A 16,140-nucleotide genomic window follows, 5' to 3' on the forward strand; every position below is an offset into this window, starting at 1 on the left:
CGTCGTGGTCGTCTTACTGGCTCTCTTCGTGATCATCACGGTAGCCAAGGCGATCATGGTCGTTCCGCAGGCGCAGTCGGCGGTGATCGAGCGGCTGGGCCGGTTCCGCACGGTGGCGTCGCCGGGCCTGACCTTCCTGGTGCCGTTCCTGGACAAGGTGCGCGCCCGGATCGACCTGCGCGAGCAAGTCGTCTCGTTCCCGCCGCAGCCGGTCATCACCGAGGACAACCTGACGGTGTCGATCGACACCGTCGTGTACTTCCAGGTCACCGACTCGCGCGCCGCGGTGTACGAGATCTCGAACTACATCGTCGGTGTCGAGCAGCTGACCACCACCACGCTCCGCAACGTGGTCGGTGGCATGAGCCTCGAGCAGACGCTGACCTCGCGCGACTCGATCAACACGCAGCTGCGCGGCGTGCTCGACGAGGCGACCGGCCGCTGGGGCATCCGCGTCGGCCGCGTCGAGCTCAAGGCGATCGACCCGCCGCCCTCCATCCAGGACTCGATGGAGAAGCAGATGCGCGCCGACCGTGAGAAGCGCGCCATGATCCTCACCGCGGAAGGTCAGCGGGAGTCCGCGATCAAGACCGCGGAAGGCCAGAAGCAGAGCCAGATCCTCTCCGCCGAAGGTGCCCGCCAGGCCACCATCCTCGCCGCCGAGGCCGAGCGGCAGTCCCGCATCCTGCGGGCGCAGGGTGAACGTGCCGCGCGGTACCTGCAGGCGCAGGGCCAGGCGAAGGCGATCGAGAAGGTGTTCGCCGCGATCAAGGCCGGCCGCCCGACGCCGGAGGTGCTGGCCTACCAGTACCTGCAGACCCTCCCGCAGCTGGCGCAGGGCGACGCGAACAAGGTCTGGATGATCCCGAGCGACTACGGCAAGGCCCTCGAAGGCTTCGCCCGCGCCCTCGGTGCCCCCGGCGACGACGGCGTTTTCCGCTACGAGCCGCCGAAGGAAGACGACGTCCCGGCGAAGCCCGAGCTCGAGGACGAAGAGGTTTCGAGCTGGTTCGAGACGAAGAGCGACCCGAAGGTCGCCGAGGCGGTCGCGGCCGCGGAAGCCGTGGCCCGCCAGGAGGTTCCGGCCCTCGGAGTGCCGACCGGCGCCCCGCCCGCGCGGCCGGCGATCCCGCGCCCGGTCCAGCAGCAGCCCGAGCTGGAGGCGGCGGACGAGGAGCGCGGCACCGAGGTCACGCCCGCGCCCCAGCAGCCGCCGACGCCGCAGAGCGGCCAGCCGCTGCCGCAGCCGCAGTCCCCGGCCGGCCCGCACCAGGGCGCCGGATACCAGGGCCAGCCGCCGCAGTCCCCGCCGCCGGGCCAGTTCGGCGGTCCGCAGAACCCGGGCAGCGGGCCGTTCCCGCAGCAGCCCCCGTTCGGCGGCCCCCAGGGCCCGCGCCGCTGATCCGCACGTGAAGGGGGCCTCCCACCGAAGCCGGTGGGAGGCCCCCTTTCGTTGTGTCGTCAGGTGCGCTGGTACACGGTCACGTCGTCGATGTCGGCCTTCGAGCGGTCCTTCAGGAAGATCACGCACAGCACCGTGACCACCGCCGACAGGATGATGTAGCCCGAAATCGAGTACGGCGTCCCGGTCTGGTGCAGCAGCCACGTCGCCAGCAGCGGCGCCGGGCCGCCCGCGAACACCGACGCCAGCTGGTAACCCAGCCCCGCGCCGCCGTAGCGCAGGTGCGTCGGGAAGCTCTCGCCGATCAGCGCCGCCTGCGGGCCGTACTGCAGCGCGTGCGGGATGAACGACACCACGACCGCGACGAACACCAGCGCGTGGTTGCCGTGCGCCAGGATCGTGAAGTACGGGAACGCGATCACGCCGGTGAACACCGCCCCGGTCAGGTACACCTTCTTGCGGCCGATGCGGTCCGACAGGGCCGAGAAGAACGGGATCATCGCGAGCTCGCACGCGGCGCCGACCAGGACCGCGTTGAGCACGAACGTCTTGCTGAACTCGTGCCGCGACACGACGTACACCAGCACGTAGCTGGTGAAGAGGTAGAACGGCATCTGCTCGCTGAACCGCACGCCGGCCGAGAGCAGGATCTCGCGCCAGTGGTGGCGGATCGCGTCGAGCACCGGCGTCCGCGCCGTCTGCTGGTTCTTGACCAGCTTCGCGAACATCGGCGTCTCGAGGATCTTCAACCGGATCACCAGGCCGACCGCGACCAGGATCAAACTGGCCAGGAACGGCAGCCGCCAGCCCCACGAGTCGAACGCGTCGGGGGAGAGGGTCGCCGACAGCAGCGTCATGCCGCCCGTGCCCAGCACCAGCCCGACCGGGACGCCGATCTGCGCGAAACTGCCGAGCAGCCCGCGTTTCTTCTGGTCGCCCCACTCCATCGCGAGCAGTACGGAGCCGCTCCACTCACCGCCGATCGCGATGCCCTGGATCAGCCGCAGCAGCACCAGGATCAGCGGCGCGGCGAACCCGATGGCCGCGGTCCCGGGCAGCATCCCGACGATGCCCGACGAGACGCCCATCAGCAGCAGCGTGACGATCAGCGTGGCCTTGCGGCCGATCCGGTCGCCCCAGTGCCCGAAGATCGCGGCGCCGACCGGGCGGGCGGCGAACCCGACCGCGTAGGTCGCGAACGACTGCATGGCCCCCGCGTAGGCACTCGACGACGGGAAGAACAGGTGCGGGAAGACCAAGGCCGCCGCGGTGTTGTAGAGGAAGAAGTCGTACCACTCGATGGTCGTGCCGATGGCACTCGCCATCGCCGCACGCCGTACCTGCACTTTTCCGGACTCGCTGTCCGGTTCCACCTTGTGAGTGACTCCGTTGTCGCCCAAGACCATCTCGCAACACCTCCGGTGACTGATGTCACACAACAGTGTGACGCCCGTCGACGATTTAGGCGATCGATGTCCGACATCGCGTCCGGTCGGTGATGAACAAAGTGCAGATTCTGCAACTTTGCAGAATCTGCAAGTTCCGCTATGGTGAACCCATGGACGCCAAAGGCCTGCGTGAGCGCAAGAAGCAGGAGACGCGCATCGCGCTGAGCTGGGCGGCCATCCGGTTGACGGTCGAACGCGGTTACGCCCAGGTCCGGATCGAGGACATCGCCGCCGAGGCCGGGGTGTCCACCCGGACCTTCAGCAACTACTTCGCCACCAAGGGCGAGGCCATCGTGGCCCGCCACCACGAGCGGTCCCGCGCGATCGCCGCGGCTCTCCGGGAACGCCCGGCCGGCGAGCCGATCTGGGCGGCCATCACCGCGGCCGCGCTGGCCGGGTTCGCCCTCGGTGAGACCGAAGGACGCCTCCCCGACCAGTCGTGGCTGGCCGGGATCCGGCTGATGGTCGCGGAACCCGCACTGCAGAGCGAGTTCCACAAAGCCGGGGCGGCGGGCGAAGCCGAGATCGCCCGGGTCGTCGCCGAGCGCACGGGCACCGACGTCGAGGCGGACGTCTACCCGAAGCTCGTCGCGGGTGTCGTCGGCGCCGCGCTCAACGTCGTCACGCAGCAGTGGCTCGGAACCGAGCCGCCGTGCCCGATGGAAGACCTGCTCCGGGACGTGTTCGACCGGCTCGCCGCCGGCCTGCCCGAACCGCGCTGAACCACCTCGCTCCACGCCCGGCAGGGTCACCGGGCTCCTCAGTCATGCCCTTTCACCGCAAGGAGTTCCGCCATGGAAGACGTCGTCATCGCGGGTGCCGGGCCCAACGGCCTCATGCTCGCCTGCGAACTCGCCCTCGCCGGCATCCGTCCGCTGGTCCTGGAGCGGCTGCCCGAGCCGACCGAGGAGAACCGCGCCAACGGCCTGGTCGGCCAGGTCGTGCGCCTCCTCGACCGCCGCGGGCTGCACGACCGGCTCGCCGGCCCGATCGGCCCGCCCGCCCCCGGGTTCGTCTTCGGGGCGATGCGCTTGGACCTCAGCCTCGCCGAGCACAACTCGCTCACCATCCTCGGTGTGCCCCAGCGGCGCATCGTGGCGATGCTCGCCGAACGCGCGGCGGAGCTCGGCGTCGAGCTCCGCCGCGGCCACGAGCTCACCGGCCTGACCCAGGACGCCGACGCGGTCACCCTCGGCGTCGCCGGCCCTGACGGACCGGGCCGGCTCATCACCCGGTACCTCGTCGGCGCCGAGGGCGGGCGCAGCATCACGCGCAAGCTCGCCGGCATCGGCTTCCCCGGCGTGACCGAAGACCGCACCCTCTCCATCACCGCGAACGCCACCGTCCCCGCGGAGTTCGTCGACGCCGCGTCCGGTGGGCTGACCGTGCCCGGCCACGGCGTCATCCCGCCGTTCTTCCACTACCGCACCGAAACCGGCCTGTTCGTCTACGCGCCGTTCCCCACCGGCGCTCTCGTCACCACGCTGGAGTGGACCGACGCCGAGGAGGACGTCGACGAGCCTCCGATGACCCTCGACGACCAGCGCGCCTCCATCGAGCGGGTGCTCGGCTTCGCCCTGCCCATCGGACCGCCGGAGGGCGACGGACCACACCTGCTGCGACGCCTGCGGGGCCGCAACACCCGGCTGGCCGACCGGTACCGCGAGGGCCGGGTCCTGCTGCTCGGCGACGCGGCGCACGTCCACTCCGGGATCGGCGGCCCGGGCCTGAACCTCGGCCTGCAGGACGCGGTCGCCCTCGGCTGGAAGCTCGCCGCCGAGCTGCACGGCCGGGCGCCGGCCGGGCTGCTCGACACCTACGAGAGCGAACGCCGCCCGGTCGCCGAACGCGTCGTCATGCACACCCAGGCCCAGTCCGCGCTGATCGCGCCGGGCCGCGACGTCACCGCGCTGCGGGAGCTCTTCGGTGAGCTGCTGCGGCTGCCCGGCACCGTGCAGCACATCGCCGACCTGATGTCCGGCGCGGACATCAGGTACGAACCGGGTACCGACCACCCGCTCGACGGCCGGTGGGCCCCGGACCTGGTGCTGGACGACGGAACCCGGCTCGCCGAGCTGACGCGCACGGCGCGTCCGCTGCTGCTGGACTTCACCGGCTCGTTGAGCGACGAGCTGCGCGGCTGGACCGACCGCGTCGACCTCGTCGCGGGCAAGACGGCGGACGCCGGCGCGACCGCGTTGCTCATCCGCCCGGACGGGTACGTCGCCTGGGCGACCAGCTCGGCCGAACCCGACGACACCGAGCGGAAGACGCTGCGGGCGGCGCTCGAACGGTGGTTCGGCAGCCCCGTTGACATGTAGGAGATCTCCTACGTAATGTCGCGGGCATGACGATCACCCACGTGCAGTTCCTGACCCTGCCCGTCGCCGACCACGCCCGCGCGCGGGACTTCTACGTCGGCAAGCTCGGCTTCGAAGCGCTCGTCGACCGGCGCACGCCCGAGGGCGGCCGGTTCGTGATGGTCGCCCCGAAGGGCGCGAAGACCGGCGTGGTGCTGACCGACCAGCGGGTCACCGGGATCGAGCCGGGCCCGCGGCACTTCCAGCTGCAGACCACCGACCTCGACGCCGACGTCGCCGTGCTGCGGGCCGGCGGCGTCGAGGTGGCCGACCCGGAGGAGCGGCCGTGGGGGCGCGCGACGTCCTTCAAGGACCTCGACGGCCACACCCTCGGCCTGCTGCAGCCGTCGGACTTCGGCGACGTGCCGCACTGATGCCGGTCAACGACGACGTCTTCGCCGCGCTGGCCAGCCCGGCGCGGCGGCAGGTCCTGCGGCTGCTGCTGGACGGCCCGATGGCCGCCGGCGCGATCGCCGACCGGTTCGACATGGCCCGGCCCAGCCTTTCGGAACACCTCCGGGTCCTTCGCGAGGCGGGCCTGGTCAACGAGCAGCGGCAGGGCCGCAACCGCGTCTACCGCCTCGACGCGGCCCCGCTGGAAGAGGTCGCCGACTGGCTCACGCCGTACGAACGGTTCTGGCGGAGCAAGCTCGCCAACCTGCGTGACCTGCTCGACGAGGAGGGCGACCTGTGACCGACGACGACCCGACCGCGATCCACGTCGACCAGTTCCTCGCCCACCCGGCGCGCAAGGTCTGGCGGGCCCTCACCGAACCGGACCTGTTGGAACGCTGGATCAACATGCCGAACGACATCGAACCTGTGGTGGGGCACCGGTTCCAGCTGCTGGCCGAGCCGGTGCCCGCGGCCGGGTTCGCCGGCGGACCGGTGGCGTGCGAGGTCCTCGAAGTCGAACCCGAGCGCAAGCTCAGCATCCGCTGGGGTCCGCAGTGGACGGTCACCTGGCGGCTCGAACCGGAGGGCACCGGCACCCGGCTCTTCCTCAGCCACACCGGCTTCGACCCGGACGACGAGTTCCAGCGCGTCTCCCGCCGCATCATGGGCGGCGGCTGGCGCTCCCACGTACCCCGCGCGCTGGCCCGGCTGCTGGACGCGATGGACGACCCGGCCCGTCATCGATCCGATCGGTGACAAACGGCGCAGTACCATCGGGAGGTGACCGCTGATCCCGCCGAGACGAAACCCCTGCGCGCCGACGCCCGGCGCAACCGGGCGCGCGTGCTGGACGCGGCCGAGAGCGTGTTCGCGGCCAAGGGCACCGGGGCACCCACCGAAGAGGTAGCCCGCGCCGCCGGCGTCGGCATCGGCACGGTGTTCCGGCACTTCCCGACGAAGGAAGCACTCCTGGAGGCCGTGCTGATCGCCCGGCTGCAGCGGTTCGTCGCCGAGGCCGAATCGGTCGTCGCGGCCGACTCCGCCGATCCGGGCGGTGCGTTCTTCTCGTTCCTCACCAGCTGGATCGAGATGTCCGGTGCGAAGAACGCCTACTTCGAGGCGCTCACCGCCGCCGGCGTGAGCGTGCCGCACGCCAAGTCCGACATCGGCGCCCGGCTGCTCGGCGCGCTCGGGGTGCTGCTGTCCCGCGCCCAGGTGGCGGGTGCGGTCCGCGAGGACCTCGTGCCGGGCGAGCTGATCACGGTCATCATCGGTGTGGCGAAGGCCGCCGAATACGCCGGCCCGGACGCGCGGCTGCGCGACCGGGCCGTGACGATCCTCTTCGACGGACTCCGGCCGTCAGCGGGGGAGCGGCGCTGAGACGAGCGGCTCCAGCGTCGGGCGCTTCGCGGCCATGGTGTCCCCGGACGACTCGCCCTTCACCCGCCGCCGCACCCACGGCAGCGCGTGCTCCCGCGCCCACTGCAGGTTCTGGCTGCGGCGCGCGGCCGGGCTCAGGATCGCCCGCGGCTCGAGTTCCGGGCTGAGCAGCGGGTGCTCGACACCGAGGACCCGGAGCACCTCGATGGCGACCTCGGTGTGCCCGAGCGCGTTGAGGTGCAGACGGTCCGGCGCCCAGAACCGGCGGTCGCACAGCTGCCGCATCGACCACAGGTCCACCAGCAGGGCGTCGTGCCGGGCCGCGATGCCGCGCACGAGCTCGTTGTAGATCGCCACCCGGCCGCGGATCGCGCGGAACAGCGGGTCCTCGACGCCGTCGACCCCGGTGAACAGGATCAGGCGGGCCCCGGTCGCGCGGACCCGGGCGACCGCGGTCTCGTAGTCGACGAGCAGCGCGTCGATGTCGACCTTGGGCCGCATGAGGTCGTTGCCGCCGGCGTAGAGGGAGACGAGGTCGGGGTCCATCGCGAGGCCCGCCTCGAGCTGCTCGCCCAGCACCTGCGGCAGCAGCTTGCCGCGGATGGCGAGGTTGGCGTAGCGGAAGCCCGGCTCGCGCGCGGCGAGCTGCTCGGCGACGCGGTCGGCCCAGCCGCGGACGCCGTTCGGGGCGGCCGGGTCGTCGTCCCCGACGCCTTCGGTGAACGAGTCCCCCATGACCACTAAGCGCTTGCTCATGTCCGCAGTCTAAGCGGCCCCCTGCCGCTCGCCTTCCGCCCGGGGCGGAATCCCTGGCGCACCGCGGCCGGCGGCCGGTACACGGGAAAGATGACGTCCTACGACGCGATCGCCGACTGGTACGAAACGACGTTCCTGCCCGGTCAACGCGACGATCCCCTGGAGATCGGCCCCGTGCTGCGCGACCTCCTCGGCCTCGGCTCCGGGCCGTGCCTCGAACTGGGCTGCGGCACCGGCGCCCACGCCGGCCGGATCCGGGAGCTCGGCCGGACGCCGCTCGGCGTCGACATCTCCGCCGGCATGCTGCGCCACGCGTCCGGACGGCTGCCCGTGCTGCGCGGCGACGGCGAAGCCCTTCCGGTCGCCACCGGATCGCTGCCCGCGGTCGCGTCTCTCATGGTGCACACCGACATGCCCGCCTACCCGGCGGTGCTGCGCGAGGTGGCACGTGTGCTGGCCCCCGGCGGGGTGTTCGTCCACATCGGAGTGCACCCGTGCTTCTGCGGCGCGTTCGCCGACCGGTCCGACGAGCGGGCCGTCGTCCTCCGGCCCGGGTACCGGGAGCCCGGCTGGACGACGGCGTCCTGGACCGACCGCGGTCTGCGGGACAAGGTCGGTGCCACTCATCGGCCGCTGCCCGACCTGCTCCACGCCGTCCTCGGCGCGGGGCTGGTGTTCGAACGGTTCGCCGAAGGCGGCGCACCCACGCCGACCGTCCTGGGCTGGCGGGCCGTCAAGCGGTGAGCTGCCGGGCCCGGTGGTCGGCGACGTGGACGCGGGTCGCGCAGCGCGTCGAGCAGAACCGGCGGCGGCCGTTGCGGGAGGTGTCGACGTACGCCGTCTCGCAGCCTTCGCGGCCGCAGATGCCGAGGCGGTCCGGGGCCTCGCACACGAGGTGGGCGAGGCCGCCCGCGGTGTAAGCCCGGACGCGGCCGACCGGGCCGGCGTCTTCGACCGAGTAGTGCAGGTGGGGCGGCTTCCCGTCGTGGGTGGCGATGTACGGCCGGCACGCCGCCTCGGCGAGCAGGTCGTTGACCAGGTCCGGGCGGGCCGCGGGGTCGGCGGCGAACACCGGGCGCAGGACGCGGGCCCACGCGGCGATCCGGGCGGCTTCGTCGTCGGTCAGCGCCGCGATGGACATGCCATTGCGGACCATCCCGTCCAGCAGTTCGCTCGCGGAGCCCGCGTTCACCAGGTCGGCGGCGACGAGCGCGGCCGGGCCGCCGTAAGGGTTGAAGTGCACAAAGCCATTACACCACGATCGGGGTATGGACGGAAACCGTTGCCCCCGCTGCGGCTGGCCGCTCGCCGAACTGCCGGCGACCGCGGCCCGGCCCGCCACCCACCGGCTCGACTACGTGCGCTGCGTCTGCGGCAGCTGGCTCGCCCGCTTCGACGGCGAGGTCGTCGGCGCTACCCGGGCGTGGCTGACCGGGTGAGCTTCGGCAGGCTGGTGCGGTCGGCGGCGCTACCCGGGCACGGCTGACCAGGTGAGCTTCGGCGGGCTGGTGCGGTCGTCGGCGCCACGCAGGCGTGGCTGACCGGGTGAACTTCGGCAGGCTGGCGCGTCGCCGGCGCCACCCGGGCCTGGCTGACCAGGCGAGCTTCAGCAGACTCGCGCGTCGCCGGCGCTAGCCAGGCATGGCTGACCGGGTGAGCTTCGGCGGCCTCTGGTCGCCCTGGCGCGTCGGCGGCGGCCTTCCCCTGGCCACGCTGAGCGCGTGTTCAGAGGTCGAGCACGCCCGCCGCGTTGTCGTTCCACTGGTCGACCCGGCGGATGTACTCGTACAGCGCGCGACTGCCCCGCACCCAGCGCCCCTGGTCGGCGATCGCCAGGTCGTCGGCCCCGGCGCGGCGGGCCTCGGTGGCGAACCCGGACCGCAGCGAATGCCCGGTCACCGGGTACGGCAGGCCCGCCCGGACCCCCGCCCGGGTGAGGATCTGGTTGACACCGGTCGTGCTCAGCGCGGGTGCGCCGACGTTGCCGTGCCGGTCCACCCGGCGAAACGCCGGCCCCTCGGTGATCCCGGCGCCGGAGCGCCACGCGTGCCACGCCCGCACCGGGTCGGTGTCGGGGCTCTCGCGCCGCGGGACGACCATGTCGCCGGTGCTCTTGCCGTGCCGTACGGTCACCGCCAGGCCCCGGTCGTCGACCGGCTCGACGTCGGTGACCAGCAGGTTCGCCAGGTCGGAACACCGGGCGGCGATGGGAAAGCCGATCAGCAGCATCGCGCGGTCGCGGGCACCGGACAGGGTGTCCGGGCAGGCCCGGGACATCGCCCGCAGGTCCGTGAGCGTCACCATGGTGGCCTTGCCGCGACCCCGCTGGATCCCCTCGCGGGCCAGCCGCTGCCGATAGCCCTTCAACGCGCGCCACGCGGCACGGCTCGCTTCGGGGTCGACGACGACCTTGTGGTGCCGCAGCCCGGCGAGCGCGCCGGTGAGCCGCCGTTCGATCGTCGACGGGGCCGCCGGCGCGGCCCGCTCCGGCACTTCCGGCACGACGCGTTCGTCCGGACGCAGCGTGCGGCCGCGTTCTAGCCAGACGACGAACCCCGTCAGGGCGCCGATCGACGCCGCCAGCGGCGGGATCCCGGCCTCGGCGGTGTAGTCCTGCCACACCTGCCAGTCCTGGGCGTAGGCCTTGAGCGTGTTCGGCGGCCGTTGCGCGTCGACGTGCCGGGCGGCGGCTTCGTCGAGCAGGGCGAGCCGGTCCTGCGGGCTCGCGGCGGTGAGGGCGGCGTCGGTCACCGGTTCGAGCTCGGGCACGCGCCGAAGATTACGGGATCATTCTTCCGGAACGCTGTCGATCCGGCGGGGCGCCGTTCGTGTCAGCGGGGAAAGCACCGACCGAGGGAGACCGCGTGAAGCAGTACCTGCTCAGCATCTACCAGCCCGACGGCCCGACCCCGCCGCCGGAAGTCCTCGACGGGATCACGAAGAAGCTCGACGCCCTCAACGCCGACCTCAAGGCCGCTGGGGCCTGGGTGTTCGCCGGCGGTCTGCACCCGCCCTCCACCGCCACGGTGCTGCGAGCCGGCGACGGCGACACGCTCGTCACCGACGGCCCCTTCGCCGAAGGCAAGGAACACCTCGGCGGGTTCACGATCGTCACCGCGCCCGACCTCGACGCGGCGCTCGTCTGGGGTGGCCGGCTCGCCGACGCCGTCGCGCCGTTGCCGGTCGAGGTGCGGCCGTTCGCGGGGTGAGCGTCGAGGAGGTCTTCGCCGCGGAGTACGGCCGCGCGGTGTCGGTGCTGGTGCGGGTCTTCGGGAGCATCGACGTCGCCGAGGAGGCCGTGCAGGACGCGTTCGCCGAGGCGGTCCGGCGGTGGCCGGCCGACGGGACGCCCCCGAGCCCCGCCGGCTGGATCATCACGACGGCCCGCAACCGCGCCATCGACCGGCTGCGCCGGGAGGCCGCCGGGGCGGACAAGCACGCCCAGGCCGCACTGCTGCATGCGGAGACAGAGCCCGTCGAGGAGGGCGCCGTGCCCGACGACCGGCTCCGGCTGATCTTCACCTGCTGCCACCCCGCGCTGGCCCGCCCCACGCAGGTCGCCCTGACGCTGCGGCTGCTCGGCGGCCTGACGACCGCGGAGATCGCCGGCGCGTTCCTGGTGGCCGAGCCGACGATGGCCCAGCGGATCGTCCGGGCGAAGAACAAGATCCGCGACGCGGGCATCCCGTACCGCGTCCCGCAGGACGCCGACCTGCCGGCGCGGCTGTCCGCGGTGCTCGGCGTGCTGTACCTGATCTTCAACGAGGGCTACACGGCGAGCGCGGGGGAGGACCTGGTCCGCGACGACCTCTGCCACGAGGCGATCCGGCTCGCCCGCGTCCTGACCGGGCTGATGCCCGACGAGCCGGAGGCGTGGGGCCTGCTGGCACTGATGCTGCTGATCCACGCGCGCCGCGCGGCCCGCACCGGTGCCGACGGCGACGTGGTGCTGCTGGCAGACCAGGATTTTTCGCGCTGGGACGCGGCCCTGGTCGCCGAGGGCCAGGAGATAGTCCGTCGCTGCCTGCGCCGCAACCAGCCGGGCCCGTACCAGATCCAGGCGGCGATCCAGGCCGTCCACAGCGACGCGCCCACGGACTGGTCCCAGGTCAAGGCGTTGTACGACCAACTGTTGGCCGTGACGCCGACACCGGTGGTGGCGCTGAACCGGGCGGTGGCGGTCGCCGAGGTCGACGGTCCCGAAGTGGCGTTGGCGCTGGTCGAGGAACTCGAGCTGCCGCGGTTCCCGCTGTACCACGCGATCCGTGCGGAGCTCCTGGACCGGGTCGGCCGGAGCGGGGAAGCGGTGACGGCCTACTCCGCGGCGATCGACCTGACGCACAACGCGGCCGAAAAGGCGCTGCTGGAACGGAAACGAGCCTCAGCGGGCGCCGGGTGACAGCACGTAGGAGAACCGGCGGACCCGCGGGACCCACGTCTGGAAGACGCTGACGTCGGGCAGCGTGACGGCCGGCGCCAGCTCGGCCAGGCTGCGGTGGAGGTGTTCCCACTGCACTGCCTCGCCGGCGGGGATCCGGCCCACCGCCTCGCTTTTCCAGTGGTCCTCCCGTTCCACCGGCCGCAGGCGCCCGACGAAGTCGCTCCACGGCGTCTCGGGCGCCGTCTTCAGCAGCGCGTCGGCGAACCGGCCGAGCAGGCGGCCGTGCGCGGTGCACGTCCCGAGCAGCACGACCACCGCCTCGTACTCGCCGGCGAGGAACGTCGAGGCGTCGGAGAGGTCTCGCGTCGCCCGGAGCATGCGGTAGAGGTTGATGAGGCGCTTCGCGTCCCGGGGCGTGTCGACCAGCGGATCCAAGCGGGAGAGCAGCGTGATCTCCGGATCGGTCAGCGGCCGCGGGATCTCGGGCGGCTGCCCCGGGTTCAGCTGCGCGGCCACCTGTGAGCCGGGCTCGACCGGGATGACCGGCGCCGGGCCGCCCGCCGGGGCCACGACGCCGGTCGCCTCGTCGTGCTCCGGGTCGGCCGGGGGCCGCTCGCCGGTGTCGGCGGGCGGGGTGTCGATCATCGACCACAGCAGCTGCTGCAGGCTGCCCGCCGGCATCCGCGGCAGGACCAGCGGGATGTTGAGGATCTTCTCGAGGTAGTCCTCGGGAGTCACGTGCCAGCCGTCCGACCGCACGACGGCGTCCCCTTCGATCAGCCGGTCGTAGTGGGTGCTGAGCGACCGCAGCAGCCACCGCGGGTCCACGCCGACGACCACCACGAACAGGTCGAACGCGAGGAGCAGGTGCACGGCCTGCAGCACGTCGACGACCTGCTGGGGGCTGCACCGGTCGAGGTCGTCGATGTAGAGGACGATCCGGTCCAGCGGGCGGGCGCCGTCCTCGCCGTCGGTGGCCGGCGCGGTCATCAACGCGACGAGCTTCTCGAAGTCCTTGCGGATGGTGGAGATCAGGCCGAGGTTGCCCCGGTAGTCCTCGCCGCGGGACCTCTCGGCGAGGAAGGCGTACAGCCGCCGTCCCGGGGTCAGCTCGGTGAGCTGACGGCCCAGCTCCCCGATCCTGGTGACCACCTCCGCCAGCTGCCGTTCGGCGATCTGCTGGTCGACGTCGGCCTTGCGCAACGCGAGCAGCTCCTGCTGGGCACCGGTGTCCAGGCCGTCGTGCAGGTCTTCCGCGAGCACCCGCAGCCGGCGCAGGCCCGTGCGGGCCGCGCTCACCAGCTTCAGCCCGGTGGCGGCGAGGCCGGCGAACACGACGCCGACGCCGGTCAGCCAGGCTCGCACGTCGGGGACGACGGCCGCGAGGGCCACACCGGCGAGCAGTACGACGGCCGCGGCGATCAGCGCGGTCTTCCCGTGGCGGTAGCGCGCGATCCGGCCCAGTGCCGCGGCTTCGCCGTGCGCCCCGCGCATCTCGGCGGCCAGCAGCTTGCCCTGGTCGGCCAGGTCGTCCACGCCGAGCTTGCGCCACAGCCCGTCGTACTGCTCGTGGAACGCCCGCGACTTCCGCAACGCGCGCAAGAGGTCGCCGGCCCGCACCCTGCGGTCTCGCTCGGCGTCGCCGATCCGGCGCTTGAGCGCGGCGGCCTCGGCCTGGGCGCGTTCGGTCACCGCCGTCAGCTGCTTGCGCTGCTCCAGCTCGGCCGCGAGCTGTTCGCGCAGCCGCGCGCCTTCGCGGAGCCGGGCCTGGTGCTCGGCGTCCGGCTCACCGGGGCGCCGGGCGGGTTCGGAGAGCTGGCGGAAGATCTCGTCCCCGAGGCTGGCCCAGAGGTTCGCGTCCGCGTAGTGCCAGGCGTTGAAGCCGACCTGCGCGATCTTGGCGCAGTGGCCGGGGGTGCCTTCCAGGGCCTTGACCTGGCCGCGCAGCATGCCCATGAAGAAGCTCTTGCCCGAGCCCCACTCGCCGAAGACGCCGATCGACAACGGCAGCGGCGTGTCCTTCGCGGCGATGACCGTGGCCAGCATCGAGACGTACGGTTTCACGCCCAGGTGGTCATGGGCCAGCGGGATGCTTTCGTTCGGGTCGACCAGGTCCCGGGCGACCCCGCCGGCGAGCTGGTCGTCGGAGAACACGGGCACCCGGGGACCGGACGGCGGGTCGGCGGTCCGCTTGGGCTCGAAGGCCGCCGCGCCGGGGACGTCGGCCGCCCACTGCTCCTTGATCGCGTCGACGTGGCCGTCGTAGTCGGAGAAGAAGACGACTTCGCGGACCGGGGTCTTCGCGGCCAGCGCGCCGCGGATGACCGCGCGGGCGGCGATCGTGGGCGCGAGTCCGAGCCGTCCGGTGGCGAACAGCGGCACGGCGACGGCGGTCGCGCCCGCGCTCGCCGCGGTGGTGATGGCGGCTGTCGTCGCGGTCGCGATCGCGTCCGGTGTCGGTTCATTGCGCTCCCCCTTGTCGTGGGGAGTGGCCAGGACAGCCAGGCGCAGCCGTCCGCCGGTGTGCGCGCTGAGGTCCAGCAGAACGGGCTCGGCGGGCGTGACCGAGCCCAGGTCGACCCGGCGCCAGCCGGCACGGGGGAACACCTCCTGCATCGCGTCGCCGACGCCGCCGTAGGTGGTGCCAACGGAGATCGCCAGTGCGTCGACCGGCAGGTCCCACGGTCGCGCGGTCCACACGACGGCGTAGGCCACGCCATCGACGGTCTGGAGCGGAACCAACTCGTCGCCGAACTCCGGTGCGCTCATCGGTTCCTGACTCGTCGAGAACGGGGCTTCCGTTACTACCAGATCCCGCTTCCGCTCGATCGGCTCCTCTGAGTTCGGATATGTGACCTTATCCGAACTCAGGTGGCCGACTAGGTTTCTTTAGATTTTGAACAGCTGCTTCTAGTTCTGATTAGAAGCTTTGATAGACTCCCGATCATGACGGAAGATGCAGGTCAGCCTCGGATTTGCGAGTACCGGCGCTGTGGGGCGCTGCTGCCGCCGGCGGTGGGGCGGGGGAGCCGGGCTCGGTTCTGCCAGGACGGGAAGACCTGGGGACGCCGGAACCTCAACTGCCGTGACGCCGAAGCCGTCCTGTCGGACGCCGAGTCGCTGCGGGAGAGCGACACCGAGCTGGACGACACCGCCGTCACCGCGCTCGCCGGGCAGGTCGATCGCGTGCTCGAGCCCGCGCGAGGGCTGGTCGAGACGCTGACGACCCTGCGCCATCAGCTGGAAGCCACCACCGCCGCCGCGCTCGCCGAACGGGACGCCGCCCTGGCCGAGGCCGACGACTACCGCCGGCAGCGTGGGCTCGCCGAAGCTGAAGCCGCCCAAGCTCGCGAAACGGCCGAAGAGGCCGTCAGGAAAGCGGGCACCGCCGAGAAGGAGGCAGCAACCGCTCTCCGGGAGCGGGACGCTGCCCGCGGCGCCCAGCGGGAGGCGCTCCACGAGCGGCAGCGCGTCGAAGGGCAGCTGTCCGCGGTCCGGGACGAGCTCGCACGGGTCGCCGAACGGGCCGAGGCGAGCGCGACCCTGGCCGGCGAGCGGGCATCGACGATCGCCACCCTGACCGCGGACGTCGCGGCCACCCGCACCGCGCTCGACGACGAACGCGGCCGCGCCCAGGCCGCCGCGGCGCGTGCCGAAACGGCGGAAGCCCGCGCCGAGACGGCCGCCGGTCGGCTCGACGCGGCACGCGAGGAGCTGACCCGGGCAGCTACTGCCCACCACGCCACGCAGGAAGCCGCCCTGGAACGGGCCCGGATGGATGCCGAGCGCCTGCGCGCCGGGTACGACCAGCGGCTGGCCGAACTGCAGGCGGCACACGAACAGACCGTGCGGTCCATGCACGAGACCACCACGAGCCTCGGGGCCGAGCTGCGCACCTGCACCGGTCGCGCCGACAACGCCGAGCGCGCGCTGGCCAAGGTCTTCGCCGTGCTCCGGGAAACGCCAGGGCTCCCTGATGCCGTCACCGCAATGCTTAAGTAATTACTTGACTATTGG

General features: G+C 72.4%; 17 protein-coding genes. 12 read left to right on the forward strand and 5 right to left on the reverse strand.

Annotated elements, in window-relative coordinates; all coding sequences use genetic code 11:
- Nucleotides 1-55: 55 nt before the first annotated feature.
- A complete protein-coding gene (locus tag ACZ7OU_RS31840; protein ID WP_470259016.1) occupies nt 56-1,402 on the forward strand; it encodes an SPFH domain-containing protein in 1,347 nt (448 codons plus the stop codon).
- Nucleotides 1,403-1,461: 59 nt separating this feature from the next.
- On the opposite strand, the gene ACZ7OU_RS31845 is transcribed toward ACZ7OU_RS31840, so the two are convergent.
- The gene (locus ACZ7OU_RS31845; RefSeq protein WP_470244135.1) at nt 1,462-2,808 is read right to left on the reverse strand and encodes an MFS transporter; all 1,347 of its coding nucleotides are present in this window, start codon (nt 2,806-2,808) and stop codon (nt 1,462-1,464) included.
- A gap of 152 nt (nt 2,809-2,960) precedes the next feature.
- Here ACZ7OU_RS31845 and ACZ7OU_RS31850 point away from each other — a divergent pair, with 152 nt between their 5' ends.
- The 6 genes from ACZ7OU_RS31850 to ACZ7OU_RS31875 all read left to right on the forward strand — a co-directional run bounded on the left by ACZ7OU_RS31850 (nt 2,961) and on the right by ACZ7OU_RS31875 (nt 6,986).
- Entirely contained in the window at nt 2,961-3,572 is a 612-nt protein-coding gene (locus ACZ7OU_RS31850) for a TetR/AcrR family transcriptional regulator (protein WP_470258044.1), read from the forward strand.
- A gap of 72 nt (nt 3,573-3,644) precedes the next feature.
- Nucleotides 3,645-5,171, forward strand: coding sequence for an FAD-dependent monooxygenase (locus ACZ7OU_RS31855; RefSeq protein ID WP_470258045.1), 1,527 nt, complete (start codon nt 3,645-3,647; stop codon nt 5,169-5,171).
- Nucleotides 5,172-5,197: 26 nt separating this feature from the next.
- Entirely contained in the window at nt 5,198-5,584 is a 387-nt protein-coding gene (locus tag ACZ7OU_RS31860) for a VOC family protein (RefSeq protein ID WP_470258046.1), read from the forward strand.
- A complete protein-coding gene (locus ACZ7OU_RS31865) occupies nt 5,584-5,904 on the forward strand; it encodes a metalloregulator ArsR/SmtB family transcription factor (protein ID WP_470258047.1) in 321 nt (106 codons plus the stop codon). The genes ACZ7OU_RS31860 and ACZ7OU_RS31865 overlap by 1 nt, the downstream gene beginning before the upstream one ends.
- Nucleotides 5,901-6,362, forward strand: coding sequence for an SRPBCC family protein (locus ACZ7OU_RS31870; protein ID WP_470258048.1), 462 nt, complete (start codon nt 5,901-5,903; stop codon nt 6,360-6,362). Before ACZ7OU_RS31865 ends, ACZ7OU_RS31870 begins: the two co-directional genes overlap by 4 nt.
- Nucleotides 6,363-6,386: 24 nt before the next feature.
- Entirely contained in the window at nt 6,387-6,986 is a 600-nt protein-coding gene (locus ACZ7OU_RS31875; protein WP_470258049.1) for a TetR/AcrR family transcriptional regulator, read from the forward strand.
- On the opposite strand, the gene ACZ7OU_RS31880 is transcribed toward ACZ7OU_RS31875, so the two are convergent.
- On the reverse strand, nt 6,966-7,742 hold the full coding sequence (locus tag ACZ7OU_RS31880) for an SGNH/GDSL hydrolase family protein (protein WP_470258050.1): 777 nt from the start codon (nt 7,740-7,742) through the stop codon (nt 6,966-6,968). The two genes, ACZ7OU_RS31875 and ACZ7OU_RS31880, sit on opposite strands and share 21 nt — an antisense overlap.
- Nucleotides 7,743-7,832: 90 nt before the next feature.
- Here ACZ7OU_RS31880 and ACZ7OU_RS31885 point away from each other — a divergent pair, with 90 nt between their 5' ends.
- Nucleotides 7,833-8,486, forward strand: a complete 654-nt coding sequence (locus ACZ7OU_RS31885) for a class I SAM-dependent methyltransferase (protein ID WP_470258051.1) — start codon at nt 7,833-7,835, stop codon at nt 8,484-8,486.
- Here the strand turns inward: ACZ7OU_RS31885 and ACZ7OU_RS31890 are convergent.
- Nucleotides 8,476-8,985 (reverse strand): CGNR zinc finger domain-containing protein, encoded by a 510-nt coding sequence (locus tag ACZ7OU_RS31890; RefSeq protein ID WP_470258052.1) that lies wholly within the window; start codon nt 8,983-8,985, stop codon nt 8,476-8,478. The genes ACZ7OU_RS31885 and ACZ7OU_RS31890 overlap by 11 nt on opposite strands.
- Before the next feature lie 25 nt (nt 8,986-9,010).
- Between ACZ7OU_RS31890 and ACZ7OU_RS31895 the strand changes: the two genes are divergently transcribed.
- The gene (locus ACZ7OU_RS31895) at nt 9,011-9,181 is read left to right on the forward strand and encodes a hypothetical protein (protein WP_470258053.1); all 171 of its coding nucleotides are present in this window, start codon (nt 9,011-9,013) and stop codon (nt 9,179-9,181) included.
- Between the two features lie 286 nt (nt 9,182-9,467).
- Here the strand turns inward: ACZ7OU_RS31895 and ACZ7OU_RS31900 are convergent, their stop codons facing one another.
- Nucleotides 9,468-10,511, reverse strand: a complete 1,044-nt coding sequence (locus tag ACZ7OU_RS31900; protein ID WP_470258054.1) for a site-specific integrase — start codon at nt 10,509-10,511, stop codon at nt 9,468-9,470.
- 95 nt (nt 10,512-10,606) lie between these two features.
- Between ACZ7OU_RS31900 and ACZ7OU_RS31905 the strand changes: the two genes are divergently transcribed.
- Both ACZ7OU_RS31905 and ACZ7OU_RS31910 read left to right on the forward strand, forming a co-directional pair.
- On the forward strand, nt 10,607-10,951 hold the full coding sequence (locus tag ACZ7OU_RS31905) for a YciI family protein (protein WP_470258055.1): 345 nt from the start codon (nt 10,607-10,609) through the stop codon (nt 10,949-10,951).
- Nucleotides 10,948-12,141, forward strand: coding sequence for an RNA polymerase sigma factor (locus ACZ7OU_RS31910; RefSeq protein ID WP_470258056.1), 1,194 nt, complete (start codon nt 10,948-10,950; stop codon nt 12,139-12,141). Before ACZ7OU_RS31905 ends, ACZ7OU_RS31910 begins: the two co-directional genes overlap by 4 nt.
- On the opposite strand, the gene ACZ7OU_RS31915 is transcribed toward ACZ7OU_RS31910, so the two are convergent.
- Nucleotides 12,124-14,892 (reverse strand): P-loop NTPase fold protein, encoded by a 2,769-nt coding sequence (locus ACZ7OU_RS31915; RefSeq protein WP_470258057.1) that lies wholly within the window; start codon nt 14,890-14,892, stop codon nt 12,124-12,126. The genes ACZ7OU_RS31910 and ACZ7OU_RS31915 overlap by 18 nt on opposite strands.
- A 177-nt stretch (nt 14,893-15,069) precedes the next feature.
- On the opposite strand from ACZ7OU_RS31915, the gene ACZ7OU_RS31920 reads away from it, so the two are divergent.
- The gene (locus ACZ7OU_RS31920) at nt 15,070-16,125 is read left to right on the forward strand and encodes a hypothetical protein (RefSeq protein ID WP_470258058.1); all 1,056 of its coding nucleotides are present in this window, start codon (nt 15,070-15,072) and stop codon (nt 16,123-16,125) included.
- Nucleotides 16,126-16,140 lie beyond the last annotated feature (15 nt).

Source organism: Amycolatopsis sp. NPDC114505, assembly GCF_055633615.1.